Raw genomic sequence first — 26945 nt, forward strand, 5'->3', positions numbered from 1 at the left:
GTATCGACTCCTAATACCTTCGAATCAAATTTCAAACCAACAAGATTATGAAAGGTATATATGCAATCGCATTTCTGTCAGCCCTGATGTTCACTGCGTGTAGCGGTGGGGGAGGCGGAAAAAGCAAAATTGATCAGATCAAGGAGCAATCTAAAATGGAGCCTACTGAAGCTGAAAGTAATGTCCCGGCCAGTGAACGTATCACGCTAGATAACAAAGGGGTAGGGCCAATTAAGGATTTACCACTTCCGGAGACCATTGATCAGGAAATGGTTGAGAGAGGGAAAACACTTTTCAATACCAACTGCAGCGCCTGCCATAAGGTAGATAAGCGCTTTATTGGTCCTTCACCAAAAGGAATCATGCAACGAAGAAGTCCTGAATGGATCATGAATATGATCCTTGATCCTCAACTAATGGTGGAGCAGGACAGATGTGCCAAGGACCTTTTAGTCGAGTTTAATGGTGCTGCCATGGCTAATCAAAACATGACTGAAGAACAGGCTCGCGATATCCTGGAGTACTTCAGAACCTTATAACCAAACCTTTAATATTATGAAAGTTAAAATTTTAAACTCCTTGACCCTATTGGTGCTTTGTGCACTGATATGGTCATGTAATCCTCAGAAAGAGGGTGATTCTTCTTCGGAGGCTTCTACGGGGACCGATAGCCATCCGATGGGGCAAGCTTCTGTTGTAGACGAAGTATCAGATCCGAATATTCTGCAGGTAGCGATATCTTCAGAGCCTCACAGCACGTTAGTCGCGGCAGTTCAGGCTGCTCAAATTGAGCATGTGCTTGTCAATGCCGGACCACTAACCGTGTTTGCTCCTGTCAATGAAGCGTTCGACGCACTACCTGAAGGCACATTAGACAACCTTTTGAAGCCTGAAAACAAGGGAGATCTTGCTACGATAATCACTCGTCACGCTGCACCCGGTTCTTACGATATAGACGCTCTTAAAAGAGAAGCTAGGAAGGGAAGAAAGATTTATATGGCTACCGGTGATTATCTGGAGGTGACTGTTGATGGAGATGATGTGAGCGTTGGAGGTGCCAAAATAGTCGGGACGGTACCAGCATCAAATGGAATTATTCATGTCATCGAAAAAGTGATTTTACCTTAAACACCAACTAAAATGAAAAATACAATTATTAAAAATACATTATTCATAAGCGCTCTTGCCTTCTTGTTTTCTTGTGGTCAGGCAGGGGATAGAGGAGGTAATGGTGCGCTTCGCAGCAACATTGCTGAAAAAGTTTACGTGGCACCAGGTGAAAGAGATGAGCAGTATGCTTTCCTCTCTGGTGGTTACAGCGGTAACTTGACAGTTTATGGCCTTCCTTCTGGAAGATTATTTAAAGAGATACCTGTATTCTCTCAATTCCCAACGTCAGGTTATGGTTATTCGGAAGAAACCAAACCTATGTTAAATACTTCGTTTGGTTTCATTCCATGGGATGATCTTCACCACCCTGATATTTCCCAAACGAATGGTGAACTGGATGGAAGATGGATTTTTGCTAATGGAAATAATACTCCGCGTATTGCAAGAATCAGTTTGACCACCTTTGAGACAGAGGAGATCATCGAAGTACCTAACAGTGCCGGTAATCACAGTTCTTCTTTCATTACTGAAAACACTGAATATGTAGTAGCCGGAACACGCTTTTCCGTGCCTGTACCTCAAAAGGATATGCCAATCAGTGAATACAAGGCAAATTTCAAAGGAGCACTGACATTTATCGCAGTTGATCAAGAGCATGGACATATGGATATCAAGTTTCAGTTGTTGATGCCTGGTTTCAACTATGACCTGTCGCACCCTGGCAGAGGTAAATCACATGGTTGGTTCTTCTTCTCCACTTACAACACTGAAGAGGCAAATTCACTGCTTGAAGTCAATGCATCACAGAATGACAAGGACTTCATTGCTGCGATTAACTGGAAGAAAATCGAAGAATATGTGAACAATGGAGGTGGAACTAAAATGCCTGCCAAATTTGCCCACAATGTGTACGATGAATCTACGCATACAGCTACTTCTACGATGAAGAACGAGGTGCTTACAGTTAATCCTACTGATGTGCCAGGAGCTATATACTTCCTACCAACTCCTAAATCACCTCATGGATGTGATGTAGATCCAAATGGAGAGTATATTATTGGATCTGGCAAGCTTTCAGCAAACATTACGGTTCATTCATTTGACAAAATGTTGGCTGCTATTGATGCGGAGAAATTTGATGGCGATGCATATGGTATTCCGATTTTGAACTATGACGATGTATTGGCAGGTAGCGTACAGAGTGGTGGCTTAGGCCCATTGCACACCGAGTTTGATGGAAAAGGGAATGCATACACTACTTTCTTTATCTCCTCAGAGGTAGTAAAGTGGAAGCTTGGAACCTGGGAAGTAGTGGATAGAAAGCCAACTTATTACTCTGTAGGTCACTTGATGATCCCAGGCGGTAACTCAAGAAAACCGCATGGTAAGTACCTGGTAGCTATGAACAAGATCACGAAGGATCGCTATTTACCTACAGGTCCTGAAATGGAGCACTCAGCACAGATTTATGATATCTCAGGAGAGAAAATGGAGCTGCTTTACGATTTCCCTACGCACGGAGAGCCGCACTATGCTGCTGGATGTGATGCAGAACTTTTGGTTAAGAACTCTAAGAAAATCTACCGTATCGATGAGAACAATCACCCATATGCTATTAAGAGTCCGGCAGAAGCCAGGGTAGAGAGAGATGGTAAAGAAGTACATATCTATATGTCCACCATCAGAAGTCACTTTACGCCTGATAATATCGAAGGTATCAAAGTGGGTGACAAAGTGTACTTCCATATCACTAACCATGAGCAGGATTTCGATGTTCCCCATGGATTCTCCATGATTGGACAGAGGACATCTGAAATACTTGTAATGCCTGGTCAGACCAAAACTTCACTTTGGGAACCAGAAAGAGTTGGAGTGTGGCCATTCTACTGCACAGACTTCTGCTCTGCACTTCATCAGGAGATGCAAGGATACATTAGAGTATCACCTGCAAACTCAAACATCGAGTTGAGTTATACCCTGGACGGTGACGACATCTAAAATGAAAGCTGTAAGACTGATGATTGATTCAGTCTTACAGTTTTATTCAAATTTCTCATTTAAAACATGTTAAACAAATGAAACGCGCTGGTATTATAATGATCATAGGTAGCATAATGCTATTGGGATTATTTGTTTTCCCGATGTGGAACATCCGGCTTGGAGCTCCTCAATACCCTGAGCCACTTGGAATTGACATTCATGTAAATGGATTGAAGGGGGAGAGTGAGTTCGATATTCAAAACATTGATGGACTCAATCACTACATCGGCATGAAAACACTGCCAAAACCTGATGATATGTGGGAGTTCTCCGTGTTTCCGAAAGTAGTATGGTTAATGGCCGGTCTTGGGATCCTTATTGGCATCCTGGGTTTAATTGGAAAAATATCTCCGTTCTTGTTTCTAGTATGGTTTGTAATGATGAGCATACTTGGGGCACTTGGTATTTACGATTTTAATTTATGGTTGGTGGATTATGGAACCGATTTGGATCCAAATGCAATACTAAAACTTGTCAATCCGGATGGTACACCGATGCAGTATAACCCTCCACTACTGGGGCATAAAAAGCTATTAAATTTTGATGCCTTTTCATATCCACGGACAGGCGGCATATTACTAGGGCTTGGTATGTTCCTGAGTTTGGTATCTTTTTTCCTGGGTCGAAAAGCCAGATTAGTTTCTAAAACATGAGCACTATGAGATTAATAAATGCAATGCTGTTGTCACTCTTCATTATATCCTGTAGTACGGGTCCAAAACCCATAAATTATGGACAGGACGCATGTGTTTTCTGCAAAATGACCATTGTGGATAAGCAACATGCAGCACAATTGGTCACAAAAACCGGTAAGGCTTTTAAGTATGATGCCATTGAGTGCATGCTCAATGATCTGAAGGAATGGGAACATCCGGAGGTTCAACACTACCTCGTTGCTGATTATGCCAATCCCGGCGTATTGACAGATGCCTCGGGTGCTGCTTATTTAATATCTCAGGAAATCCCCAGTCCTATGGGTGAATTCCTAACGGCATTTGAAAGTGAGGATAAACGAAACAAGACGGTGCAGGATGTATCCGGGACCGCCCTGGATTGGAATTCTTTAAAAGTAGAATTTGAAGTTGATTGAGTTAGATGAGATTACTGCTTATTTTATTTTTTACTTTGATTTTTCTGCAGTCTAGCGGACAAACAATGGTTTGTCCGAGCTGCGATACCAATAATTTGCAACAAGCAGTAAACCTCGCTGAGCCACACGATACTCTAATAGTAAAAAGTGGTGTTTATCCGGTAATCGATCTTGAAATAACAAAGCCCTTAACCTTGATTGGTGAAAAGGGTGCCATATTGAATGGTCAGAGTAAAAGCTATGTATTGAAGTTACTAGCTGACAGCATAACCATTTCCGGGCTGAAAATTATCAATGCCGGTAAAAGCTACACGAAAGACTATGCTGCGATCTACGCTTACCGAGCCAATTCCTTTCTCATTGAAAATTGCACAGTAATCGATCCCTTTTTCGGATTGCTAATAGAGAAATCAAGTCTAGGTATTATCAGAAATAATCTGGTGTATGGAGAGAATGTGAAAGAGGATGAAGCAGGAAATGGCATTCACGCATGGCATTGCTCCAACCTTCAAATCCATAACAATGAAGTTTACAGAATGAGGGATGGCATTTACCTGGAGTTTGTGGATCAAAGCATTATTGAGGAAAACTACGCTCATGACAATGTTCGATATGGATTACACTTCATGTTTTCCAATAATGATGATTACATCAGCAATCGATTTGAACACAATGGAGCAGGGGTTGCAGTCATGTTTTCCAAGTTTATTATCATGAAAAGCAATGTCTTTATTAACAACTGGGGACCGGCGAGTTATGGACTGCTATTAAAAGAAATATACGATGCTGAAGTGCTGAATAATGAATTCACCGAAAACACGACGGCTGTTTTTATTGATGGTACCAGCCGGATTAATTATGTCGGTAATGTATTTAATAAAAATGGGTGGGCGATTAAGGTATCCGGAGGTTGCTACACCAATCGGATCACAGGAAATGATTTCAAAGGAAACTCTTTTGATGTTTCCTATAACTCTAAGATGAATGATAACACGTTTGATGGAAATTACTGGGGAGATTATACCGGATACGATCTAGATAAAGATGGTGTGGGAGATGTACCGTATCGACCGGTGAAGCTATTTTCTTACATTGTGAATAAAACCCCTGAAACCATCATTTTACTCAGAAGCCTTTTTGTAGATATCATGAATTTTTCCGAAAAGGTTTCACCTGTTTTTACCCCTGACAACCTGGTGGATCAAGTACCGGCAATGAAAGCATTCAAATGATTCAAGTAACAGATCTACATAAAAACTTTGGCAAATTAGAGGTATTGAAAGGTGTGGGCTTTTCAATCAATCGCCCAGGTGTTTTCGCGGTTCTTGGGCACAATGGATCCGGCAAGACCACTATGCTTAAAACCATATTAGGAATGGTGATACCAAACAGTGGAGAGCTGAAAGTAAATGATCAAACGATTTACAAAAGCTGGGAATACCGCAAAGACATTGCCTATCTACCACAGATTGCTCGTTTTCCGGAGAACCTGACGGTCAACGAACTTATCAAGATGATTTTGGATATACGAAATCGAAAGGGTAGAGAGGGAGAGTTAATTGAACGATTTGGTTTGGAGAAATTTCTGGATAAGAAACTGTCAGACCTTTCCGGGGGTACGAGACAGAAGGTGAATATTGTACTGGCTTTCATGTTCGATGCGAACATCTGCATCATGGATGAACCTACAGCCGGACTGGATCCGGTGGCCCTCATAGAGTTAAAGAAGCTGATTGAAGAAGAGCGAGAAAAAGGAAAAACGATACTAATCACTACGCACATCATGAGTTTGGTAGAGGAGGTGGCCGAAGAGATCATCTTTCTATTAGATGGGAAGATTCATTTTCAGGGAACTCTGAAAGAGATGCAGAAGCAGACGAATGAAAAAGATTTGGAACACGCAATCGCAGCAATGCTTGTGACTAATGGCACACATAATCATTAGAGAATTGAATGATAAAGAAATGGCTAGAACTAAATGCTATCCGTCTCGAGCTTAATACGAATACGATGATCAAAATATTAAAATACAGCTTTTACGATTTAATGCGGAGCAGGTGGAGCTACGTGTACCTGGCTTTTTACATGCTGTTGGGGTTCGTATTACTATTCCTTAATTCAGACCTGTCTAAAGCAACCATCACCTTGATGAATATCATTGTAGTGCTCACACCGATGATTGGAACCATTTTCGGTATTATGTATTTCTATAACTCCCGTGAGTTTACGGAGTTGCTGCTCTCACAACCCGTGAAGCGTTCCACCATTTTTCTTGGACAATACCTGGGCCTGTCACTCTCACTCTCCATGAGTTTAATTATCGGGCTAGGCATACCCTTTCTAATGTATGGGATCACTCAATCAGATGCGGTTGGCAACTTTATCACACTGCTTGCGTCTGGCACATTTCTCACGTTCATTTTCGTGGCTTTATCCCTGAATATAGGTTTAGGCAACTCCAACAAAATCAAAGGATTCGGCTATGCCATTTTGATGTGGCTGTTCTTTGCCGTGATCTATGATGGACTTTTCATGATCTCATTGATTGTCTTTGGGGATTATCCGCTAGATAAATTTGCATTGGGTGCATCACTTTTTAATCCGATTGATTTAAGTCGAATTATGATTTTACTCAAACTAGAGATCTCAGCACTTCTTGGATATACAGGCGCATTGTTTCAGAAGTTTTTTGGCACCAGCTCAGGAATGCTCATTTCAGTTGGTGTGCTGCTGCTTTGGGTATTTATTCCTGTGATGCTCATGCTTCGAAAATCGCTTAGAAAGGACTTTTGAGGCAAAAAAAGGAGACTGCTAAGCCTCCTGTCCAAGTAAATTGTAGTTCTTGTTTTCCCAGGTCTCCATCATGGTACTATTAGAACTCCCTTCGTCATACACATGCCACTCAGCGACTGGTTTACGATAGATGTTTAAGCTAACGGAACGGGCTTTGTTGGCATTGGAATACCGATGAATACCGATTTGATTCATGTATGAAAACTCATCGTTCCCCAAAAGCATATTACTTACTTTTTCCAGGCGATCGTCATCTACATTGATTTTGAATCGTTCTTCCCGAAGAACTCCTTCAATCGGATGAATCCATGCCTCCTGTGCATTGAAGTCATGAATAGGTGAGGACTGGCCTTTTTCCCAGCAGACCAGTAGCACCTCAAAATCATCATTTCGTGCCAGCACATTTCTTGCTTGTTTCTCGTCACTCCATGAATAGTATTTTTCAAACTCTGATCTGGGAATTTTCACATTGCTCATTACATCTAATATATAGCTGCCACTATCCTCACATGAGCTTAAAGCTTTTACAAGCTGTTCTACTGTTCTAATCGTTTCCATAATCTAACATTTTTTGATATAAAGCCAAGTTAGGCGTCAGTGCCACAAGGAATTGTGACAATTGCCATTCGGTGAGCTGAGATTCATCAGGCGGGTGACGTAAATCAGTGGAGAAGCTACTATTTGTCATTACCGCAGGTATTTCTCAGTCCTACTTTTGGCTTGTATTGGAACTTTAAAAAATACGACCATGAAAAAGATAGTAGTCCCCGTAGACTTTTCTGAGGTTAGCGGTTTTGCTGCAGAGTTTGCACTTCAGCTAGCTGAAAAAAATGATGCAGAAATCACTTTCCTCAACAGTGTTCATTTTGATTACCTCACAGATTATCAGTTCACGTCCTTTATCAGTACCCAGACCCTTATGGATGAGGTGTATGATGCAATGAGAGTGAAAATAGGTGAGTTTGTCAGAAAATTTGACACAAAACGAAGAATTAACACCAAGATCAGTGATACATCCCTGGTTCAGTCAATCAAAGACATGGTAGATCATGAGCACTATGATCTTGTGGTCATTGGAACAAAAGGTTCTTCCGGATTGGAGGAAGCCCTGATTGGATCTAATACTGAAAAGATTGTAAGACATGCTTCTTGTCCGGTAATATCCATCCCGGGTGTCGTTGATGCAACTAAAGTCAAAAGAATACTTGTGCCAGTTGACATCAGAGAAATTAAAGCTTCATTTTTAAATCAAGTAGCTTCTCTACAAGAGCAATTTGATGCGAAGCTTGAATTTTTATGGGTTAAAACGCCCCACAACATTGAAAATGAAGAAAGGGTTAGTCAGGAACTAGGAAGAGTAATTGAGGAGCATGGTATTTCAAACTTTGAATTTTCAACAGTGAGGAATGTGTTCCCTTCTGATGGCATACTTTGGCATGCAGACGATACTAATGCCGATATGATTGCTATGCCAACTCATGCAAGAAGAGGGATTTCACACTGGCTATCCGGTAGTCTCACAGAAGATACGGTTAATCACATCGATATCCCTGTTTGGTCCTTAAAGATGGATAAAAAAGAAAAATCCTTGAGCCTAAGAAGTATAAAAGAGGCTTATGGCAAGCCAGAATATAAGAAAATAGAAGTTTTAACTACAGATTAAATTTAAAATGAAAAAAATAATAGTACCAATAGACTTTTCCGAGGAAGCATCCCATGCGCTGAATTTTGCAATTGAGTTCAACGAACAGGTAAAAGGTGAGATTGTTCTCGTCCATGTAATAGAAATGCCGGTTGGACATTTAAGTTTTATGGGCGAAGTAAATACTTCCGGAATGGAATCCTTTTACACTGGTGAATACCTCAAAGCCACAAATGGCAAATTGGATGAATGGGCTAAGCGCCCCCGGGATGCAGGCCATAAAGTACATGTACACATGAAGTCAGGAAATGCCTTTACGAACATTAGTAAGTTGATTGCAGAAGAAAATGCGAACTGGATAATTATGGGCTCAAAGGGAGCTTCAGGTATTCGGGAAGTTTTCATTGGTTCAAATGCTGAGCGAATGATCCGACATGCAGAATGTCCCGTGATTATAATCAAAGGTGAAACTCATTTAAAGGGTATGAAAAGTATGGCTTTCGCTTCAGATCTGAGTACGGAGCAGGATTTAGTGGCTCATCATGCCAAAGACGTACAGGAGTTGCTGGGACTAAACATGCATTTGGTCAAGGTAAAAACACCTTACAATTGGCTGGAAGAGTCTCAGGCAAAGAAGCAACTTGAGGATTTTGCGAGTCGCAACTATTTAAAAGATTTTACACTGAATACAGTGGAGGCTGATTTTGCAGATACAGGAGCTGTGAAGTTTGCGGAAGAAGTAGGTGCTGGTCTTATTGTATTGGGGACGCATGGTAAGAAAGGAATAGCTCACTTGATTGGTGGATCTATTGCTGAGGATGTAGTGAATGAGTCTAAGATTCCAATTTTGGTTTATAAGATTCTTAAGTGAAATCAGTATTCTTATTGAGTTTATCTAAAATCTCGAAAAAGATTATCTAAAGTATCTTGAATATAGCTTAGCTTTATTAAGCCTATTATTTGCTTTAAATAGTTGATAATTAATATGTAAGATGGTGATCAAAATATATAAACCCTACCTCAAGAAGAGATGGGTTTGTGCTTTTAGCGGTCCGGACGGGACCGACACACGTATAGAGCGGCACGCGCAGAGTCGAACCCGCGATCTCCATATTTCTAAATAAAAAAACCCACCTCAAGAAGAGATGGGTTTGTGCTTTTAGCGGTCCGGACGGGACTCGAACCCGCGACCTCCTGCGTGACAGGCAGGCATTCTAACCAGCTGAACTACCGGACCGTGCTACAAAAGCGATGCAAAAGTAAGAGCTTATCTTTTCCTAAACAATACCTACTGCTTTATTTTTCTTTAGAAAATTTTGAACCCGTTTAGTCCTTTCACAGTAAGTTTGTTGTCGCAAATTCAATCCTATGTTATTAGACTTTGAAAAACCAATCTCTGAGCTAGAGTCCAAACTTACCGATATGAAAGAACTGGCTAAAACCAGTGACGTGGATGTGTCAGAAGCGGTAAATCAATTAGAAAAGAAAATATTGAAATTGAAAAAGGAGACGTTTAGCAACCTCACCAGGTGGCAGAGGGTACAACTCTCACGTCATCCAGAGCGCCCGTATACCCTCGATTACATCTATGAGATTACGAATGATTTTATTGAGCTTCACGGAGACAGAACAGTGAAGGACGATAAAGCCATGGTTGGTGGTTTTGGAACCATTGGTAGTGAGACAGTAATGTTCATCGGCCAACAAAAAGGCAGATCTACTAAACAGCGCCAAATGCGAAACTTCGGTATGGCGAATCCGGAAGGATATCGAAAGGCACTTCGGTTGATGAAGATGGCAGAAAAGTTTAATAAACCAGTTGTAACGCTTATTGATACTCCGGGAGCATTTCCAGGGCTAGAAGCAGAGGAGAGAGGGCAAGGAGAAGCTATTGCCAGAAATCTGAAAGAAATGACGATGCTCAAGGTGCCTGTGATTTGTATCATTATTGGAGAAGGAGCGTCAGGAGGTGCTTTGGGTATAGCAATTGGTGATAAGGTCTTCATGATGGAGAATACCTGGTACTCAGTGATCTCTCCGGAATCATGCTCTTCTATCCTTTGGAGAAGCTGGGATTATAAAGAACAGGCAGCAGAGGCATTGAAACTTACTGCTGATGATATGCTGAAGAATAAGCTGATTGATGGAATCATTAAGGAACCATTAGGAGGAGCACATACTGACTTAAATAAAACTTCGGCAGAACTGAAGAGGGTAATATTAAAAGAGATAAAGGCACTTTCTGCTAAGAAACCAGAAGAGCGAATTAATGATCGCATTGAGAAATTCTCTTCTATGGGTGCATACAATTAGAAATGAAACAAGTAAACTGGTTTGACCACCTATTCAATTTTCTTGCTGTCATTCTTGGCGTCTCATTGGCTTTTTACGTGAACAGCTCCGCAGAAAAGCGGAGACTAAATACCGAAACAACACAAATAATAAATTCTTTCTCTGAGGAGCTATCACGCGATCGTGGTGTATATGAGAGATATCAGCTAATTGAGAATAGAAAGCGTTTGGAGTACCTTGATCGCGTTATTAATCTAATTTCAAATAAAGAAACTGATAGTCTTGCGTATCTGGTGAGACAAGCCTTGCCATTCACCAATTATGCTCCACAGGCAGTCACTTTCAATTCAACATCTGCTACCGGAAAGTTTGATTTGTTGAGTGACTATGATTTAAGAATGAGTTTGGCGACATATTACACAGTAACAGCTAAAGAGGCCGAATATAGAGGGCGGGGACAAGTGGAGTTTTACAGTGATAGAATTCTTCCCTGGCTATTGGCCAACACAGACTTCATCGGTCAGGAACCCTCTTCATTATTAGATCGAGAGTTTTTAAACATGCTTATCATTTACCGCGATTTGATTTATAACAAGATCAGGCAATATGAGGCTTTGGCAGAGAGATCAATAATTTTAGAGGCAGAACTGGATACCTTGAAAAGGACGCTACAATGATTAGATGGATACTTTCCAGACTTTATAAGCTTTCAGGATGGAAGGTGCAGGGGGAAAAGCCTGATCTAAAAAAGTATGTGATCATTGTGGCACCTCACACAAGCAACTGGGATTTTTTTGTCGGGTGGGGAGCACGGAATGTCATAGGATTCTACCCTAATTTTCTGGCAAAGAAAGAGCTGTTTAAAATTCCATTGGTAGGATGGTTCCTTGCTTCGATTGGTGGTGTCGCGGTAGATAGGAAGAATAGGCGTAAAAGCATGCAGCTGGTGGATCAAGTTGTAAACCTATATAAGGATCGTGATGAATTCATGATGACCATTACACCAGAAGGAACCCGTAGCTACTCACCAAAATGGAAAACCGGATTTTATCGAATAGCTGTTCAGGCTGAAGTGCCTATTGTAAAAATTGGTTTCGATTATGCCACCAAAACTGTCTTTGTGGATGAGCCATTTTACCCATCTGGTGATATGGATAAGGAGATGGAAGAGATTAAGGACTATTTTCGACAGTTTACCGGTAAAAATCCGGAAGACGGAGTGAAATAAAAAAGGCCTCCAAACAATGGAAGCCTCTCAATCTTATTTACTGATTTAACTACTTTTTAGAAGTAGCTTTTTTTGTGGTTGTTTTTCGAGTTGTTCTTCTTTTCGGCTTCACTTCCTCCTCGATCACATCCTCTACATCAGAAAGAATTCTACCACAGTGCTCACACACGATAATCTTTTTCTTTTCCCTGATTTCAGCTTGCTTTTGAGGTGGAACTACATTGAAACAACCGCCACACGCACCTCTTTTCACAGGTACTACTGCCAGTCCATTTCGCATATTTCTTCTTACCTTGTCGTAAGATTTAATAAGCCTTTCCTCGACATTCTTAGCCGCTTTTTCTCGGTCTTTTTCAATTTTTTGTTCATCCGCCTCAGACTCCTTCACGATATTGGCAAGCTCTTCTTTTTTGCTCTTGAGATCTTTCTCACGCTCGCTCAGGATACCTTTTGTTTCCTCGATCTCTCCTTTCTTCGTCTCTATCTTTTCGTAAGCCTCTTTGATTCTTTTTTCTAGAATCTGAATCTCTAGCTGCTGGAGTTCCATCTCCTTGGTGATTGCATCGTACTCACGATTGTTTCGTACGTTCATCTGTTGCTCCTCGTATTTCTTAATCAGCTTTTCAGCATCCTTGATGGCAGTTTTATTGGCAGAGATCGCCTCTTCCATATCTTTCTGCTCTTCATTTTGCTTATCAATACGAGTTTGGTATCCTGCTATTTCATCTTCCAGATCCTGAACCTCTTCAGGGAGAGCTCCCCTTATTTTCTTTATCTCGTCAATTTTTGAGTCTAGTGCTTGTAGTTTTTCTAAAGCTTCCAGCTTTTTAGCTACTGTATTTTCCATTCAGTTTTCTATAGATATTTGATCGGATTCGTGTCTACCTTCGACAAACGGAACGCAAACTTAGTGAAATTTTTAGTTAAAGCATCTAGTATTAAATCTTTAGTAAATACTTCACTTTCATAGTGCCCAATGTCGGCAATAATTATCTCATTATTGGCTTCAAAAAAGTCATGATATTTAAAATCCCCGGTTATGAAAACATCTGCTCCCTTTGCTTTGGCCTGGTTCAGTAAAAAGCTTCCGGAACCCCCACAAATAGCCACTCTTTTTATGTTTTCATGAACTAATTCTGTATGCCGGATCATATTTAAATCCATCTGCTTTTTAAGAAATCCCATAAACTTATTTGCATCCATTACATCAATCAATTCGCCTATCATTCCCGACCCAACCTCTTGATTGATATTGGAGAGGGGATTAATGTAATGCGCTACCTCTTCATATGGATGTGCTTCTGTCATTGCGGAGATGACATTCTTTAAGCGATAATTTGGAACTAAAACCTCAAGACGGGTTTCTTGCACCGTTTCATCATTCCCCTGACTGCCAACCGTCGGGTTGCTGACTTCATTGCCACGAAAAGTACCTGTTCCTTCTACCTGAAAACTACAATGATCATAGTTGCCAATATTGCCGGCTCCAGCCTGATACATTGCAGTCAATACCTCATCTTTGTTTTCCGTGGGAACGAAGACTGTGAGTTTAGAAAGTGTTTCTTTTTTAGGCTGAAGGAAAGATAGCTTTGTCAGTTGTAGTTTTTCAGCGATCTTCTTATTTACGCCTGTATGAACATTATCAAGATTGGTATGAATAGCATAAATAGCAATATCGTGTTTGATTGCTTTCCGAATGCACCGATCGATCCAGTGAGAATTACCAATTCGCTTTATTCCCTTGAAAATGAATGGATGATGTGCTATGATGAAGTTTGACCTTGTTTCAATGGCTTCATCAATGACTGCTTCAGTGATGTCCAGTGTAATCAGCGCCTGGTGGACTTCATCTTCTTTTTCACCCAGCAATAATCCGGAGTTATCGTATGATTCCTGTAGGGAGGGTGGAGCCCATTTTTCAAGAAAATCTGTTATGCTTTTTACCAACACGTTGAGAGCTTTTCAATGTTTCTTCACTACAAGTATAGAATATCTAAGGCGCAGTTTTTGTTCAAAAACGTTTTATTACTCCCTGTTCGGAATGCTTTTTGTAAATGGTATCGAAATGCATCCAATCCATCAAAAGCAATCATTAAATTTGCCCGTGCGAATAATTTTATCATTAATAGCGGTTTTATTTATTTCTACTGCGATTGCTCAGATAGTGGATGATTCTACAAAACTGGTTTATGGTCCTACCACCACTGAATACACCAGGGAGGCTAATATTCTCAATAATATGGGGTCTTATCAGCCAGTAGATACTTCAATCTACTTTTTTGAAAGACAGTCTTATTATAACCGTTCCGGAAGAAGGTTTCAGGAATTAGGAAATTTTGGAACAGCACTGTTTCCGATTTTCTACCCACCTCAAGAAGAGTTTGGTCGCACTTCAGGATTCAATGCATACAGTCGATATGCCTACCTGCCTGAAGATGTGAAATACTACGATACAAAATCACCGTTTATCGAGATGCTGGTTTACCTCGGTGGGGGCAATCGCAACATTGTGGAAATCGGGTTTTCAAGAAATGTTAATAAAAACTGGAACATTGGTTTTGATATAAGAAAGATTACAGCAAATAAGCAGCTTGCACCTGAAAACCAGACGGACAGACAGGTGGTGGGTTCTACGTTTGTGGGGTACACGCACTATAAACATGCTAAGCTTCCTTATCAGGTACTAGCGAACTATTCAAGTATGGATCATAAAGTGGTGGAGCTGGGAGGGGCACGTCCAACCTTTGATTCACTACGAACTGATTTTTTCTTGTTTGATAATGCATTGGTTCGGCTTGAAGATGCTCAGGGAATTGTAAAGACGAACAGGTGGCATATTTATCAGGATTTTCAAATAGCCGAGCAGTTTCAGCTTTATCATGTCTTTGATTACAGAAAAGAAACGAATATTTATCAGGATAGTAGAGGGGGTACAGGTGCAGGTGAGTATGATTTATATGAGGACTTTTATCAGGATTTCTTAATTGATTCGGACTCTACCAATGAGCGATCCAGGTTCACAACTTTATCTAATGAAGCAGGTCTCAAAGGCGACCTTTCATCAGTCTTCTATCGGTTTTATGCCAGACTAAGGAAAGTAGATTGGAACTATTTATTATATAATCCCGGCGAAGAAACAGTAGAGAAATATTTAGGAGGCTATGTTCGGTTTGACTGGCGGGATAAATTTTCAGTAAAAGGGAATGCGGAATTTTTAGTTGGTGGTGAGTACAAGTTTGGCGGGAGCATTACCAGTGATTTGTTAAAAGTGAACTACACTTCTGTGAAGTCCAAAGTTCCATTTATCTACTCAGATTACTTTGGGAATCACCATGAATGGCATAATAACTTTTCCTCTGTATTTACCAATAAATTGGAAGGCCAGCTGAATTTAGATTTTAGCTTTATTGAAGTACGTCCTAAGCTGAGTTTTACAGCACACAATAATTTCATTTATTTCAATCAGGATATAGAACCAGTACAGTCTACAGATGTTGTGATCTCGTCGTTCGGAGGTGATTTTAATCTTAGATTTAAAAATGATAAAAAGGAGGGATGGCATCTTGAGAATGAGATTGTAGGATCAAATGTTTCTGGTGGTGCTTCTGCAGGTGTTCGGATTCCAGACCTTTTTTACAATGGAAGATATTTTTGGAGTGGCAATTGGTTTGATGACTTAGTACCGGTGGAAGTTGGGATAGATGCGCATGCCCGTTCTTCTTATTTCGCTAATGCCTATGCACCTGAAATTCAGCAATTTTATCTTCAGGACGATCAGGAAGTCTTTGGATATATAGCCACAGATCTTTTCGTAAATATGAAGGTGGATAAGTTTTTCTTTGCGCTGAAGTGGACACATTTTAATCAACCTCAGGATGATGGATATTTTGCTACTCCTAATTATCCTGGTCAGCGAAAAGTGATTGATTTAGTAATCAGATGGATGTTTTTTGATTGATGGAGCCCAATAAAACAACACTAGGACTAGAACTGCCCACAGATCCCCGATGGGTAAATATTGCTGAAAAGAATATTGAGGATATCCTGGTAGATCATGCCTACTGTGAGCAAAAGGCTGCCTCATCCTGCATCTCCTTGATTATCATGTTCCCTGAACGTGAAAGGCTTGTAGCTGTCTTAACACCTGTAGTCGCCGAAGAGTGGGCACATTTTGAAATGGTAATCGAGCACCTGAAAAAGCGCGGTTTCAAGTTGGGGAAAGCTCGAAAAGATGAATACGTTTCCCGATTGAATGGGATTATGAAAAAGGGCGGCACCAGAGATGAACAGTTGGTGGAACGCTTACTGATGAATGCCTTGATAGAAGCCCGTAGCTGCGAGCGTTTCAAACTCCTTTGGAAGAACATAGCGGACGAAGAGTTACAAAGGTTCTATTATGATCTTATGGTATCAGAAGCTGGTCATTATCACAACTTCATAGACTTGGCTAAAGAGTATTTACCTGAGAAGCAGGTCGAAGAGCGCTGGAAATACTTTCTGGCCAAAGAGGCGGAGATTATGAAAAACCTGGAACCACGAGCTGATCGGATGCACTAACCCTGTTAGGGTTTTAACCCTAACAGGGTTCGTTTAAGTCTTCTGCTTCTTCTTCTTTGCCGCCGGGAACAGAATGTTGTTCAAGATCAATCTATAACCAGGAGAATTTGGATGCAGGTTTAAGTCAGTTGGAGGTTCATTTACAAAATGTTGGTAGTCTTCCGGGTCGTGTCCTCCGTAGAATGTCCAGAAACCTCGACCTAAAACTCCATGCACATATTTGGCTTCATTAATGCTAGGCGTTTGTCCCATGATAATCACGTCACCTTTTACCATTTGTTTTTTGAACCCGGTGGTTTGCCCCATAAATCCATGAATGATTTGCTGATGATTTTGAGTAAGCATGGTAGGGATGGGATCCCATTTTGCAGAAAATTCAAAGAGGGTAAAATAGTCCGTTTTCTCAACCAATCCACGCTCATTGGCCTGATTGTCAATGTTGGAATACTCGTATCGCATCGGATCACGCTCTATGGTGAAATTCTCAAACGCCATGGTTTTAGAGAAGTCCAGTTTTGATTGCGCCCTAGGATCGGCAGGGTCTCCATCATAAATACTTTCCACAATGTCTAATCCCTCTGCTGCCAGTGCAATGTCGTAGGTATCTGTCGCTGAGCACATAGCAAAGAGAAAACCACCACTGGCTACATAGGATTTGATTTGTTGAACTGTGGCAAGTTTTAATTGAGAAACTTTATTGAATCCATGTTTCCTTGCGGACTCTTCATACTCGCGTTGTTGCTGCTGATACCAGGGGAAGTGATGATAGGCTCGATAGAATTTTCCATACTGTCCGGTAAAGTCCTCGTGGTGTAAGTGCAGCCAATCATATTTTGGAAGTTCATTGCCCATGATCTCATCGTCAAAAATGACATCATAGGGAATCTCGGCGTAAGTGAGGACGAGAGTCACAGCATCATCCCAGGGTTGCTTACTCTTTGGTGAATACACAGCTATTTTCGGAAACTTCTCCAGTTTCATTACATCCATATTGGATGAGGGACTGGCAATCACATTCAGGATATCATTTGCCTCTGCATCTGAGATGACCTGGTATGAAACGCCGCGGATAATACATTCATTTTCAAATGCTTGCAGGTGTTTAACCATGAAGCTTCCGCCTTTATAATTAAGCATCCAATCTACCTCCACATCCTTTGTCAATATCCAATAGGCTATACCATAAGCCTTCAGGTGGTTAGTCTGAGTCTCATCCATTGGGATAAGGATATATGCCGCCTGGCTGGCTATGCAGACATTTAAGAAAATTAGTAACAATATTCCCCTCATATGCATCACTTTTGTATATACAACGTTAATCAAAACCGTGTGTTTTACTAAAACCAATCGATGAACATTCGCGAAAACATCAAAGAAGGTATCAAGTCAATCAAAGCAAACAAGCTAAGGACATTTTTGACCGCCGCACTTATCTCCATTGGAATTACCTCATTGGTGGGTATACTTACCGCCATCGATGGGATTCAAAACTCAATTGACAAGAGTTTTTCCAGTTTAGGTGCCAATACTTTTGATATTGAAGATAGGAGGAGAGGGCGAGGATCATCGGATGGTAAAAAAGAAAAGTCATACCCGAAAGTTACTTATGATCAGCTTTTGACATTTAAAGAAAAATATGAAGGTCCGGGAACAGTCTCAATCTACACGGTTATAACTGCCCAAGCTGAGGTGAAGCATGGATCTAAAGTGACAAACCCGAATCAAATTGTTCGGGGTGGGGATGAAAACTACCTTACCGTTGATGGATATGACGTTGCTGAAGGCAGACCTTTTTCAGCCAATGAAAGTTTGAATGGTAGCTACGTTGCTTTGGTGGGGAGTGATGTGATAGATGAGTTGTTTGATGAGAATACAAGTCCTATAGGGAAGAAGATTAGCTTGATGGGCTCGAAGTTCCGAATCGTTGGAACAATTGCTGAGCAAGGCGGGGCAAGTGGAACCTCGAATATTGACAGGACGATTATCATCCCAATGCAGACGGCCAGAATAATCGCTCCTGAAAGAAATTTTGGTTACGAAATAGCCGTGTCGGTTCCCGATCCTACGCAAATGGAGAATGCTATGGCCATTGCAAGAGGATTGATGCGGAGAATCAGACAAGACAGACTTGGTGAGGAAGATTCATTTGAACTATCCGCCAGTAAATCATTGGCACAAAGAATTGGTTCTATTACAGGAGATCTTCGAATAGGTGGCTTTGTTGTTGGCTTTTTGACATTGTTAGGTGCTTCAATTGGCCTAATGAATATCATGATGGTTTCTGTAACTGAGAGAACAAGGGAGATCGGTGTTCGAAAAGCATTAGGAGCAACCCCTTTGAAGATTCGTCAGCAGTTTTTGATCGAGGCGATTGTAATTACCCAGATGGGTGGGATAGGAGGTATCATACTTGGTATGGGCATAGGCAACCTTACATCAACCGTGCTCTTTAATTCTGACTTCATCGTTCCCTGGTTGTGGATGTTTATAGCCGTAATGATTGGTATAGCGGTTGGGTTAATTTCCGGTTATATACCGGCTCACAAAGCATCTAAACTGGATCCGATAGACTCATTAAGATTTGAGTAATACAATTCCGAATCTGTAATAGCTATAAGGAAATGCTCACTCCAAAGTAAGGCATTACATACTTGGTTGCCTCATAGCCACCTTCAGCAGTTGGGGTAAACAACCAATAGTAATCCACACCTGTCGCAAGAAATTTATTCATATGATAGATGAATCGCATTTTGGCCAATGATCGTTCATCGAATTTAAATGCATCACCCAGATCATCCAGATCACCCTTTACATAGCTACCATGGAAGGAAAATTTATCTGCCAATCGTTCCATGTCTGCTGTCAATTCCACAAAAGCAGGAGAGGCGGCTGATATCTCATCCGGAATCATCAGGCTACCTCCTAGAGAAACCTTTTTAAGTACATGACCTCTTAAAGAACCATAAATTCCATTTTTACCTTCTGTCCCTATAAGTGATGCGATTCTGGCATCCTTATTAATCTCATAGGTAGCGTTGAAAAACTGAGGGATATAATGATCTGAGTTATTCAATCGTTCGATGCGGATGTCCGTGCTAAATACATCAGCGATGAAGTGCATTCTGAAATTCATTCCCACCGAAGCTCCTGATCCGGTTTTAAAATCAGTTTCCCCAAAAGCACCGGCAAGCTGAGTTAGCGAATCACTTGCAATGTTCAGCTTTGAATAAGAAGCGAACATGTCGATCTGAATGAAAGGTGTTGTCAGTAGGGTAATTCCCATATCCATACCAAATGCTTTGGCTCCAGGTTCTGTGAATGAATAAGTGGTGCTCGTGGAATCACTTGTGATGATATCGGTTTGATCTTTATCAATGATGTAAGAAGCTCCCAGCTCAAGTGTATTAATAATCTTAAGTGGAAATGCTGAAAGTGGGCGAACATATGGCCTTGCTCCAAATAGATTGAGTGATTGTGGATTCAGGTCACTATACATTAACTCCAAACCGACAAATCGATCATAGTTGAAATCAGCATGAATACCTATTTTGCTTTTTTCGTAGCTGGTGGAGTTGGTGTAATTGTTCATCAATCCTCCATATCCCAGCATAAGCCCTGTAAGCTCACCGGCTTTTACATAAACCGGATCTCGTCTTTGCACACCATATCTGACATATTTAATCAACCGAGCGAATCCGACTCCATCTTCAAATATTTCGGTTCGTATGGATTTATCATCGAGCCCATAAAGTATGGGGACATTTAATCCAACGCCTACTTTTCCAAATTTGAATTCAGGAGATAATACCATCCCGACGTATTCCTTTCCATCGATTTGAGTATAGGTCATGCCTCCATTGATGCTCCCATTCTCATTCGGAAGTACCATGGGTTCTCTGAAATCACTAATCGGAGGACGTTCTACGCGCTCTCGTTCCTTTTTAGGTTCTTCAATTGGTTCTTCTTGTAGAAGTGTATCCATCGGACTGATGTTTGTCGTATCAGGTTTTAGGGTATCGGGTTTTAGCGTATCAGTTTGGAGGATTAATGATAAACTATCAAACTTGAGTGAATCAACCAGAACAGGTTCTTCTTTCTTCTTTCTTTTTTTCTTCTTTTTCTTTTTGTCATCTTCCTCCCATAAATAGGAGTAGTCCGAATACTCCTCTGAGGTTTCTTGTGTATAGCCTGCAAAAGCAAAAGCGGTGAGTAAAATGAAGAATACAGCTGATCTAATGTTCATAAAACTTTAAGTAGTACTAACTTGATAGTCACAGATAAATAAAAATGCCCCTAAAAGGTGCAAAACTATTTCAAATAAACCTTTTCCTTCTTATTGAATTTATTTCTATACGCTAACCTAAAGCCATTTTTTCCCCACTTTGTAATCTTATAGATATAAGGAATTCTTCTTCGCTCTTCAGTAAACGAATCATAGGTCAGAATGAGCGTTTTCCCATCAAGTGTCCATTCACCACCAAGCTTTGCATAGTTATTCCGATCATGATAAAATTTCCTGTCGATCCTAATGGTAAATGTTTCACCTATTTCGAAGTATGGACGCTTGCTTTTCACATCTAAGACCGTCCATTTTTGTTTGGTGTGGAGCAGTTCTTCCATCTTAGACAATTTCTGAGCATCTGCTGAGATGCACAAACAAAGAATTATTAGGATTAAGGGTAGTTTTCTCATAGTCATTGAGTTTTTTAGCAGAGAAGTTTCAAATACTGTGCCTCAATTTTTCAACGAACTGCCTTTTGTAGATGGATTTACAGCAAAGAATTAAAGATACGATTCGAGATGTGCCGGATTTTCCTAAGCCCGGAATCGTGTTTAAGGACATTACTCCTTTGCTTCAGGATGTGAAACTTAGTGCAGATATCACTGAAGCTTTTGCGGATTACTGGAAGTCCTTTCCTATTGATGCAATTGTTGGAATTGAGTCGCGGGGGTTTATTTGGGGAAATGCAATGGCTCAAAAGCTAGGTGTCCCATTTGTGCCTGTAAGGAAAAAGGGAAAGTTGCCCGCCGATACTTTTTCATATAAATATGACCTGGAATATGGTTCAGCTGAAGTAGAGATTCATAAAGATGGAATCAAAGCTGGGCAAAAAGTGCTGGTGCACGATGACTTACTGGCTACAGGAGGAACGGCAGTAGCTGCGGCAGAATTGATAAAAAAAGCGGGAGGGGAAGTGGTAGGCTTTTCTTTTCTGGTGGAACTTGGTTTTCTAAATGGAATTGAGTCTTTAAAAGGATATAACTCAAAAGTACATTCTCTAATTACCTATTAAGTTGGTTCTCTTAGCATTACCTGCACCAGGTTAGCCCTGCCAATTGCATTAAATCTTATCGATAGGTATTGCACAGTTTCATACGCTCCACATTCATCCGGAGGGGTAAGGCGATAGTGGAAGAATTTTTGGTTGCGATTATAAAGTTCATGTTCACTCGGTTTGCCTAAAAGGCTCTCAATTTCATTTTGCGTTCCTTTCAGAATGACATCTTGTTGTTCAATGATTAAGTCAGAAATGTCCAGACGATAAGTGCTGCAATCCTCTTCATAAGTCACCCACTGCTCTTTATCAAACCCATCCATGGTTATTGATGAATAGCATGACGAAATGCTAATGATGAGAAGTATGAAGGTGATTTTTTTCATTTTTTTAGTCTTACGATTATGTAACAGATCGCGAAAATAACACCTGAAATGGTCACCATAGCACCGGCAATTGAGCCATCCAACAAATAGCTTAACCAATAACCGGCAAATGAACTTAGAATGCCGAATAGAGAGCTTAATAGTAGCATTGATTTGAGCTGGTTTGTAATGAGATAGGCTGAGGCGGCAGGGGCGATTAGTAATGCAACCACCAAAATGGCACCAACAGATTCAAAAGAAGCCACGGTAGTCAAAGAAACCAGTCCCATTAGCACGTAATGCCATTTAGAGGTGGAGATACCAATGGCACTCGCAAAAGATGGATCGAATGTCGTTATGAAAAGCTCTTTGTAAAAGAGAAATACAAATAGCAGAATGAGTGACAAAACAAAGGAGAGGATGATGACAGCCTTTGGCCCCAAAGGTGTTCCATCGGTACTATAAATCAGATCAATCGGGACATAAGCGATCTCACCATGTAAAATGCAATCCTGATCAATGTGGGCATTTCCGGCATAGTAAGTAACCAGAATCACACCTAAAGCGAAAAGCCAGGTAAATGTGACTCCAATGGACGCATCGGTTTGCAGCTTGCCTTTCTGATGAAAGAATTCGATCAGGAAGGTGGTAATAAGTCCTAAAATCCCGGCCCCAACCAACATCCAGACAGATTGCATACTACCTGCAATGAAAAAGGCAATAACTATCCCTGGAAGCACCGAATGTGAAATAGCATCACCAACCATGGACATTTTTCTAAGAATCAGAAATGATCCAAGGATAGCGCAACTTACCGCTACTAAAGAACCTGTCAATATGATCCAGAATGCGTCTGTCATTTCGGAATAGTTGATTCATGAGGATCCGATGTGGGATACTCCAAGAGTTTTTCAAGTCTCGCTTCCAGTTCTGGTGTGATAACGTGCTCAATGGTGTCTGCGTCTTCATGTACATGATCCGGAGCTATTCTCAGGTACTTGGTCAGATACAATTCCCATAACCGATGCAATCGTGTAATTCGTTTTCCTTTTTCAAAACCCTCGTTGGTCAAAAACCACGTTCCATTGTTTCGTTCTACATAGCCGTTTATGCGTAGTTTTCTTAACCCCTTCGCCAATTGGGCAGGAGAGAAATTTCGAACAAGCTGAATGTCATCAACGGCGACCTGACTAAAATGATCTCCACTATTTTCCCCGATTCTGTAAAACGCCTTTAACAGGTTTTCTTCAAGCAATTGTCTCCGAATGGAAAACCGTCTCCACTGCCGTATCACAATTCCTTTGCCAGGCGCAAAGAAGAAAGAAATGAGCGCGATGATCGACAATACCATCACCATCCATGGGCCAGTAGGCATGGAAGGAGCACTATATGAAATAAACGCCCCACTGATGCCCGAAAATGCCCCGAAAATAGATGCCAGCAAAATCATGTATGACAGTCTATTGGTCCAAAAACGAGCTGCGGCAGCTGGAGTAATTAGCATAGCGGCCATAAGCACCACACCAACTGCCTGAATCCCCGTGACCACCGCCAGAACTGTAATGGAGGTTAAAATCATCTCTAATCGCTTTATGGGTAAGCCGATTACTCTGGCAAACTGTGGGTCGAAGCTGATAAGCTTAAATTCTTTGTAAAAGAAAAAGACGGTTAGTAGTACGATGACAGCTATGATACTAAAGGCTAAGAGGTCTTTTCCTATCAGGGCTGCAGCTTTACCGAATAGAAAAGTATCCAAACCACTTTGGGATGCATTTCCGGAATGCTGAATGTAAGTCATGAGCAAGATTCCCACACCAAAAAAGACGGACAGGGATAATCCCGTCGCAGCATCTTCTTTGATTTTTGTGTTTTGTATGATGGCATCCATTACAAGAATCGAAACCCAGCCTGATATGAAAGCACCGATGATGAGAAGAAAAGGGTCTTTGCTTCCTGAGACCATGAATGAGATGCAAATTCCCGGAAGAACCGCATGAGAAATCACGTCTCCAACCAGCGATTTCTTTTTTATGAATGTGAAGCAGCCTACAACAGCAGAGCTGATGGATAGGAGGATGGTTCCAAACACCACGTATTTGATGTTTGGGTATTTGAAAGAAAAGAATTCTATCAAAGTTTCCATTATTGCTTCTCCCTTGCTTCGAATTCTCCTTTTTGAACCAGCTCACCAACCTCGGTAAGAAGTGTAAGCTTACCTCCGTAGGTTTCCTCCAGTAGCTGAGGTGTGAAGACGTCTTTTGTAGGCCCGGAAGCCACTAGTCTGAGGTTTAGCAAAATAACCCATTCAAAGTACGTTTCTACAGATTGCAGATCATGGTGAACTACTATAATGGTTTTACCCTCCTTTGAAAGGTTTTGAAGAATCTTAAAAATAGCTTTCTCCGTTGCTGCATCAACACCTGCAAAAGGCTCATCTAAAAAGTAGATATCAGCATTTTGTGTCAATGCCCTTGCAAGAAAAACCCTTTGTTGCTGTCCTCCTGATAGTTGGGAAATCTGACGCTTATAGTATTTATCCATTCCCACCATTTCCAGTGCCTTCATGGCAGCTTCTTTGTCTGCTTTTCTGGGTTTTCTAAATAGACCCAGACTAGCGTATCGTCCCATCATTACAACATCTAATACAGAGGCAGGAAAATCCCAATCTACTGATTCACGCTGCGGAACGTAGCTTACTCTCTTCCTTATATCATCAAGCGGTTGATCGAATAGTTTCACATACCCACTATTCATGTCAACCAGGTCCATGATAGCTTTTATAAGTGTGGATTTCCCGGCTCCATTTGGTCCTATGACCCCACATAGTGACCCTTGAGGGATAGAAAGATCTATTCCCCAAAGAACTGGTTTCTTGTCATAGCTGACTGTCAAATCATGTATCTCAAGAACCGGATTTTCTACCTGTTGTATCATTTCAATGCGTTCACTATGGTTTCAACATTCTTTCTAAACATCCCAATGTAGGTGCCTTCCTCAGTTCCAAATTCGCCCATAGCATCTGAATAGAGATATCCACCAATTTTCACATCATGTCCCTTTTCCTTGCATCCGGTTACAACCGCATTGATGGATTTGTCTGATACACTTGTTTCTACGAAAATGGCTTTAATCTTATTTTCGATAATCAGATCAATGATCTCGGCGATATCCTTCAGTCCAAAATCTGCAACAGTCGAGATACCTTGCAAGGCTTCTACCCGAATGTTATATGCATCACCGAAGTATACAAAAGCATCATGTGCTGTTACTAGTATTCGCTGACTTTCCGGAATCTCACTTATGCTGTTTTTAACATACTGGTCTAAACTATCAAGCCTCATGAGATAGGTCTTCGTGTTTTGCTTGTAAAACTCACTATTGGTTGAGTCTAGCTTGATCAAGGATTGGCTAATGGCTTTTACAGCAAACTTCCAGCGTTTCACATCGAACCAGATGTGAGGGTCAAAAGCATCCTCATAACCAATGGCAGATTTAAGCATCTCTTTTGGTACTGACTCAGCAGCAGCAACAACAGGCTTCTGCCTCCCAAGCTTTTTCAAAATATCACTCATTTTACCTTCCAGCAAAATGCCATTGTAAACGATAAGGTCAGCTTTGTTGAATTTTGCTAAATCTCCCTGAGTTGCCTTGTACAAGTGGGGATCCACCCCGGGTCCCATAATAGCTTCAGCTGTAATTTTGTCTCCGGCAATATTAATGACAGCATCGTACAACATTCCTGTTGTCACAACAACATGCGGAATATCATTGGCTTTTTCATTCTTAGTCTTACAACCAAGTAAGAAAACGAGTAGGATAACAATCGAAAATTTTATCCTCATTTTTTATCTGTTAAAGTGATCATTAAATTCTCAGCAACATCTTTTGATATAAATTGTTTTGGCCCGTCATCAATGGTGAGTGATACCGAGCCATCAAAATCCATTCGTTCAATCACGTGTATTCTGGAACCAAGCTTGATGCCTATAGAGTCGAGGTGTTGGAGGAGAAGTGTGTCGTCATTATTGACAGCTACAACAATACCTTTAGCGTTAACTGCTACGTTGGAAATGGAAGCCCTTACCGTTTCTTTCATTACACCGTCTTCATCAGGAATTGGATCACCATGTGGATCCATGGTAGGATAGCCCAAAAACTTGTCCAGCTTTTTTATAAGATTTGGTGATTTGATATGTTCTAATTGCTCAGCAATTTCATGGACTTCATCCCACTTGAATCCTAATTTTTCCACAAGGAAAACTTCCCACAGTCGATGCTTGCGAATGATGTTCAAGGCAACTTTCTTCCCTTTAGATAGGAGCGTTGCTCCCTTGTATTTTTGATATCCGATTAAATTCTTTTGTGCCAGCCTCTTCACCATGTCATTAGCAGAAGCAGGAGTGGTGCTCATGCTTTCAGCGAGTGAATTGGTATTTACATTTTCCATTCCTTCTGCTGAAAGATGGTAGATGGCCTTAAGGTAGTTTTCTTCAGTGAAACTAAGCTCTAAAATCATTTGGTAAAGCTAAAATATATTTAGGTTAATCTAAAA

The 26945-nt window shown here is 40.9% G+C and carries 29 protein-coding genes and 1 tRNA gene; 17 read left to right on the top strand and 13 right to left on the bottom strand.

Translation table 11 applies throughout. From position 1 onward, the window contains the following. Positions 1-47: 47 nt before the first annotated feature. The 8 genes from RIC88_RS02515 (at position 48) to RIC88_RS02550 (ending at position 7033) form a co-directional block, all read left to right on the top strand. Positions 48-539, top strand: coding sequence for a c-type cytochrome (locus tag RIC88_RS02515; protein ID WP_350215855.1), 492 nt, complete (start codon positions 48-50; stop codon positions 537-539). A 16-nt stretch (positions 540-555) separates the two neighbouring features. Beyond that, complete coding sequence (locus RIC88_RS02520) at positions 556-1128, top strand: fasciclin domain-containing protein (RefSeq protein WP_350215856.1); 573 nt, start codon at positions 556-558, stop codon at positions 1126-1128. Between the two features lie 12 nt (positions 1129-1140). Further along, positions 1141-3108 carry a Sec-dependent nitrous-oxide reductase gene (gene nosZ, locus RIC88_RS02525; protein WP_350215857.1) on the top strand — a complete coding sequence of 656 codons (1968 nt, stop codon included), beginning with the start codon at positions 1141-1143 and terminating at the stop codon, positions 3106-3108. A gap of 77 nt (positions 3109-3185) precedes the next feature. Next, on the top strand, positions 3186-3803 hold the full coding sequence (locus RIC88_RS02530) for a hypothetical protein (protein ID WP_350215858.1): 618 nt from the start codon (positions 3186-3188) through the stop codon (positions 3801-3803). A gap of 5 nt (positions 3804-3808) precedes the next feature. After that, positions 3809-4240, top strand: a complete 432-nt coding sequence (locus RIC88_RS02535; protein ID WP_350215859.1) for a nitrous oxide reductase accessory protein NosL — start codon at positions 3809-3811, stop codon at positions 4238-4240. A 95-nt stretch (positions 4241-4335) separates the two neighbouring features. Next, positions 4336-5472, top strand: a complete 1137-nt coding sequence (locus tag RIC88_RS02540; protein WP_350215860.1) for a nitrous oxide reductase family maturation protein NosD — start codon at positions 4336-4338, stop codon at positions 5470-5472. Continuing rightward, complete coding sequence (locus RIC88_RS02545) at positions 5469-6185, top strand: ABC transporter ATP-binding protein (protein WP_350215861.1); 717 nt, start codon at positions 5469-5471, stop codon at positions 6183-6185. Before RIC88_RS02540 ends, RIC88_RS02545 begins: the two co-directional genes overlap by 4 nt. Positions 6186-6250: 65 nt before the next feature. Beyond that, positions 6251-7033 (top strand): ABC transporter permease, encoded by a 783-nt coding sequence (locus RIC88_RS02550; protein ID WP_350215862.1) that lies wholly within the window; start codon positions 6251-6253, stop codon positions 7031-7033. Positions 7034-7051: 18 nt separating this feature from the next. Here RIC88_RS02550 and RIC88_RS02555 read toward each other — a convergent pair whose 3' ends face one another. After that, positions 7052-7591, bottom strand: a complete 540-nt coding sequence (locus RIC88_RS02555; RefSeq protein ID WP_350215863.1) for a cysteine dioxygenase — start codon at positions 7589-7591, stop codon at positions 7052-7054. A 190-nt stretch (positions 7592-7781) separates the two neighbouring features. On the opposite strand from RIC88_RS02555, the gene RIC88_RS02560 reads away from it, so the two are divergent. Together RIC88_RS02560 and RIC88_RS02565 are read left to right on the top strand one after the other, a co-directional pair. Next, positions 7782-8696 (top strand): universal stress protein, encoded by a 915-nt coding sequence (locus RIC88_RS02560; RefSeq protein ID WP_350215864.1) that lies wholly within the window; start codon positions 7782-7784, stop codon positions 8694-8696. A 7-nt stretch (positions 8697-8703) separates the two neighbouring features. Then, positions 8704-9546 carry a universal stress protein gene (locus tag RIC88_RS02565; RefSeq protein ID WP_350215865.1) on the top strand — a complete coding sequence of 281 codons (843 nt, stop codon included), beginning with the start codon at positions 8704-8706 and terminating at the stop codon, positions 9544-9546. 292 nt (positions 9547-9838) lie between these two features. On the opposite strand, the gene RIC88_RS02570 is transcribed toward RIC88_RS02565, so the two are convergent. Beyond that, a tRNA-Asp gene (locus RIC88_RS02570) sits at positions 9839-9912 on the bottom strand. A gap of 131 nt (positions 9913-10043) precedes the next feature. Between RIC88_RS02570 and RIC88_RS02575 the strand changes: the two genes are divergently transcribed. From RIC88_RS02575 to RIC88_RS02585, 3 genes are read left to right on the top strand one after another with little or no spacing between them, the layout of a single operon-like run. Then, entirely contained in the window at positions 10044-10988 is a 945-nt protein-coding gene (locus tag RIC88_RS02575; protein WP_350215866.1) for an acetyl-CoA carboxylase carboxyltransferase subunit alpha, read from the top strand. A 2-nt stretch (positions 10989-10990) separates the two neighbouring features. Beyond that, positions 10991-11644 carry a hypothetical protein gene (locus RIC88_RS02580; protein WP_350215867.1) on the top strand — a complete coding sequence of 218 codons (654 nt, stop codon included), beginning with the start codon at positions 10991-10993 and terminating at the stop codon, positions 11642-11644. After that, positions 11641-12195, top strand: coding sequence for a 1-acyl-sn-glycerol-3-phosphate acyltransferase (locus RIC88_RS02585; RefSeq protein WP_350215868.1), 555 nt, complete (start codon positions 11641-11643; stop codon positions 12193-12195). The genes RIC88_RS02580 and RIC88_RS02585 overlap by 4 nt, the downstream gene beginning before the upstream one ends. Before the next feature lie 49 nt (positions 12196-12244). Here the strand turns inward: RIC88_RS02585 and RIC88_RS02590 are convergent, their stop codons facing one another. Together RIC88_RS02590 and RIC88_RS02595 are read right to left on the bottom strand one after the other, a co-directional pair. Continuing rightward, entirely contained in the window at positions 12245-13042 is a 798-nt protein-coding gene (locus tag RIC88_RS02590) for a zinc ribbon domain-containing protein (RefSeq protein WP_350215869.1), read from the bottom strand. Between the two features lie 8 nt (positions 13043-13050). Beyond that, positions 13051-14145, bottom strand: coding sequence for a Nif3-like dinuclear metal center hexameric protein (locus RIC88_RS02595; RefSeq protein WP_350215870.1), 1095 nt, complete (start codon positions 14143-14145; stop codon positions 13051-13053). 154 nt (positions 14146-14299) lie between these two features. On the opposite strand from RIC88_RS02595, the gene RIC88_RS02600 reads away from it, so the two are divergent. Further along, positions 14300-16153 (top strand): putative porin, encoded by a 1854-nt coding sequence (locus RIC88_RS02600; protein WP_350215871.1) that lies wholly within the window; start codon positions 14300-14302, stop codon positions 16151-16153. Beyond that, a complete protein-coding gene (locus RIC88_RS02605) occupies positions 16153-16752 on the top strand; it encodes a MiaE family protein (RefSeq protein WP_350215872.1) in 600 nt (199 codons plus the stop codon). The genes RIC88_RS02600 and RIC88_RS02605 overlap by 1 nt, the downstream gene beginning before the upstream one ends. A gap of 33 nt (positions 16753-16785) precedes the next feature. Here the strand turns inward: RIC88_RS02605 and RIC88_RS02610 are convergent, their stop codons facing one another. Beyond that, complete coding sequence (locus tag RIC88_RS02610; protein ID WP_350215873.1) at positions 16786-18042, bottom strand: asparagine synthetase B; 1257 nt, start codon at positions 18040-18042, stop codon at positions 16786-16788. Positions 18043-18102: 60 nt separating this feature from the next. Between RIC88_RS02610 and RIC88_RS02615 the strand changes: the two genes are divergently transcribed. Continuing rightward, the gene (locus RIC88_RS02615; RefSeq protein WP_350215874.1) at positions 18103-19341 is read left to right on the top strand and encodes an ABC transporter permease; all 1239 of its coding nucleotides are present in this window, start codon (positions 18103-18105) and stop codon (positions 19339-19341) included. A 22-nt stretch (positions 19342-19363) separates the two neighbouring features. Here RIC88_RS02615 and RIC88_RS02620 read toward each other — a convergent pair whose 3' ends face one another. Next, positions 19364-20995: a hypothetical protein gene (locus RIC88_RS02620; RefSeq protein ID WP_350215875.1), complete on the bottom strand. Its 1632-nt coding sequence runs from the start codon at positions 20993-20995 to the stop codon at positions 19364-19366. A gap of 65 nt (positions 20996-21060) precedes the next feature. Next, positions 21061-21444 (bottom strand): hypothetical protein, encoded by a 384-nt coding sequence (locus RIC88_RS02625; protein WP_350215876.1) that lies wholly within the window; start codon positions 21442-21444, stop codon positions 21061-21063. Positions 21445-21515: 71 nt separating this feature from the next. Here RIC88_RS02625 and RIC88_RS02630 point away from each other — a divergent pair, with 71 nt between their 5' ends. Then, on the top strand, positions 21516-22046 hold the full coding sequence (locus RIC88_RS02630; protein WP_350215877.1) for an adenine phosphoribosyltransferase: 531 nt from the start codon (positions 21516-21518) through the stop codon (positions 22044-22046). Here RIC88_RS02630 and RIC88_RS02635 read toward each other — a convergent pair. Genes RIC88_RS02635 through RIC88_RS02660 form a run of 6 tightly spaced genes read right to left on the bottom strand, consistent with a single transcriptional unit; the run spans position 22043 to position 26909 of the window. Beyond that, on the bottom strand, positions 22043-22414 hold the full coding sequence (locus RIC88_RS02635) for a hypothetical protein (RefSeq protein WP_350215878.1): 372 nt from the start codon (positions 22412-22414) through the stop codon (positions 22043-22045). The two genes, RIC88_RS02630 and RIC88_RS02635, sit on opposite strands and share 4 nt — an antisense overlap. After that, on the bottom strand, positions 22411-23253 hold the full coding sequence (locus tag RIC88_RS02640; protein WP_350215879.1) for a metal ABC transporter permease: 843 nt from the start codon (positions 23251-23253) through the stop codon (positions 22411-22413). Before RIC88_RS02640 ends, RIC88_RS02635 begins: the two co-directional genes overlap by 4 nt. Continuing rightward, positions 23250-24536, bottom strand: coding sequence for a metal ABC transporter permease (locus RIC88_RS02645; RefSeq protein WP_350215880.1), 1287 nt, complete (start codon positions 24534-24536; stop codon positions 23250-23252). The genes RIC88_RS02640 and RIC88_RS02645 overlap by 4 nt, the downstream gene beginning before the upstream one ends. Next, positions 24536-25327, bottom strand: a complete 792-nt coding sequence (locus RIC88_RS02650) for a metal ABC transporter ATP-binding protein (protein ID WP_350215881.1) — start codon at positions 25325-25327, stop codon at positions 24536-24538. The genes RIC88_RS02645 and RIC88_RS02650 overlap by 1 nt, the downstream gene beginning before the upstream one ends. Then, on the bottom strand, positions 25324-26235 hold the full coding sequence (locus tag RIC88_RS02655) for a metal ABC transporter solute-binding protein, Zn/Mn family (protein ID WP_350215883.1): 912 nt from the start codon (positions 26233-26235) through the stop codon (positions 25324-25326). The genes RIC88_RS02650 and RIC88_RS02655 overlap by 4 nt, the downstream gene beginning before the upstream one ends. Continuing rightward, entirely contained in the window at positions 26232-26909 is a 678-nt protein-coding gene (locus RIC88_RS02660; RefSeq protein ID WP_350215885.1) for a metal-dependent transcriptional regulator, read from the bottom strand. The genes RIC88_RS02655 and RIC88_RS02660 overlap by 4 nt, the downstream gene beginning before the upstream one ends. Positions 26910-26945 lie beyond the last annotated feature (36 nt).

The sequence above is a fragment of the Ekhidna sp. genome (assembly GCF_040220215.1).
GTDB lineage: Bacteria > Bacteroidota > Bacteroidia > Cytophagales > Cyclobacteriaceae > Ekhidna.

What these genes read in the sequence shown, in the direction of transcription:
- RIC88_RS02655 (WP_350215883.1), bottom strand. Translation starts at nt 26,235, where the DNA reads ATGAGGATAAAATTTTCGATTGTTATCCTACTCGTTTTCTTACTTGGT.
- RIC88_RS02515 (WP_350215855.1), top strand. Translation starts at nt 48, where the DNA reads ATGAAAGGTATATATGCAATCGCATTTCTGTCAGCCCTGATGTTCACT.
- RIC88_RS02550 (WP_350215862.1), top strand. Translation starts at nt 6,251, where the DNA reads ATGATCAAAATATTAAAATACAGCTTTTACGATTTAATGCGGAGCAGG.
- RIC88_RS02530 (WP_350215858.1), top strand. Translation starts at nt 3,186, where the DNA reads ATGAAACGCGCTGGTATTATAATGATCATAGGTAGCATAATGCTATTG.
- RIC88_RS02560 (WP_350215864.1), top strand. Translation starts at nt 7,782, where the DNA reads ATGAAAAAGATAGTAGTCCCCGTAGACTTTTCTGAGGTTAGCGGTTTT.
- RIC88_RS02660 (WP_350215885.1), bottom strand. Translation starts at nt 26,909, where the DNA reads ATGATTTTAGAGCTTAGTTTCACTGAAGAAAACTACCTTAAGGCCATC.
- RIC88_RS02545 (WP_350215861.1), top strand. Translation starts at nt 5,469, where the DNA reads ATGATTCAAGTAACAGATCTACATAAAAACTTTGGCAAATTAGAGGTA.
- RIC88_RS02615 (WP_350215874.1), top strand. Translation starts at nt 18,103, where the DNA reads ATGAACATTCGCGAAAACATCAAAGAAGGTATCAAGTCAATCAAAGCA.
- RIC88_RS02565 (WP_350215865.1), top strand. Translation starts at nt 8,704, where the DNA reads ATGAAAAAAATAATAGTACCAATAGACTTTTCCGAGGAAGCATCCCAT.
- RIC88_RS02535 (WP_350215859.1), top strand. Translation starts at nt 3,809, where the DNA reads ATGAGATTAATAAATGCAATGCTGTTGTCACTCTTCATTATATCCTGT.
- RIC88_RS02555 (WP_350215863.1), bottom strand. Translation starts at nt 7,591, where the DNA reads ATGGAAACGATTAGAACAGTAGAACAGCTTGTAAAAGCTTTAAGCTCA.
- RIC88_RS02650 (WP_350215881.1), bottom strand. Translation starts at nt 25,327, where the DNA reads ATGATACAACAGGTAGAAAATCCGGTTCTTGAGATACATGATTTGACA.
- RIC88_RS02605 (WP_350215872.1), top strand. Translation starts at nt 16,153, where the DNA reads ATGGAGCCCAATAAAACAACACTAGGACTAGAACTGCCCACAGATCCC.
- RIC88_RS02625 (WP_350215876.1), bottom strand. Translation starts at nt 21,444, where the DNA reads ATGAGAAAACTACCCTTAATCCTAATAATTCTTTGTTTGTGCATCTCA.
- RIC88_RS02520 (WP_350215856.1), top strand. Translation starts at nt 556, where the DNA reads ATGAAAGTTAAAATTTTAAACTCCTTGACCCTATTGGTGCTTTGTGCA.
- nosZ (WP_350215857.1), top strand. Translation starts at nt 1,141, where the DNA reads ATGAAAAATACAATTATTAAAAATACATTATTCATAAGCGCTCTTGCC.
- RIC88_RS02610 (WP_350215873.1), bottom strand. Translation starts at nt 18,042, where the DNA reads ATGAGGGGAATATTGTTACTAATTTTCTTAAATGTCTGCATAGCCAGC.
- RIC88_RS02645 (WP_350215880.1), bottom strand. Translation starts at nt 24,536, where the DNA reads ATGGAAACTTTGATAGAATTCTTTTCTTTCAAATACCCAAACATCAAA.
- RIC88_RS02580 (WP_350215867.1), top strand. Translation starts at nt 10,991, where the DNA reads ATGAAACAAGTAAACTGGTTTGACCACCTATTCAATTTTCTTGCTGTC.
- RIC88_RS02630 (WP_350215877.1), top strand. Translation starts at nt 21,516, where the DNA reads ATGGATTTACAGCAAAGAATTAAAGATACGATTCGAGATGTGCCGGAT.
- RIC88_RS02640 (WP_350215879.1), bottom strand. Translation starts at nt 23,253, where the DNA reads ATGACAGACGCATTCTGGATCATATTGACAGGTTCTTTAGTAGCGGTA.
- RIC88_RS02585 (WP_350215868.1), top strand. Translation starts at nt 11,641, where the DNA reads ATGATTAGATGGATACTTTCCAGACTTTATAAGCTTTCAGGATGGAAG.
- RIC88_RS02620 (WP_350215875.1), bottom strand. Translation starts at nt 20,995, where the DNA reads ATGAACATTAGATCAGCTGTATTCTTCATTTTACTCACCGCTTTTGCT.
- RIC88_RS02590 (WP_350215869.1), bottom strand. Translation starts at nt 13,042, where the DNA reads ATGGAAAATACAGTAGCTAAAAAGCTGGAAGCTTTAGAAAAACTACAA.
- RIC88_RS02575 (WP_350215866.1), top strand. Translation starts at nt 10,044, where the DNA reads ATGTTATTAGACTTTGAAAAACCAATCTCTGAGCTAGAGTCCAAACTT.
- RIC88_RS02635 (WP_350215878.1), bottom strand. Translation starts at nt 22,414, where the DNA reads ATGAAAAAAATCACCTTCATACTTCTCATCATTAGCATTTCGTCATGC.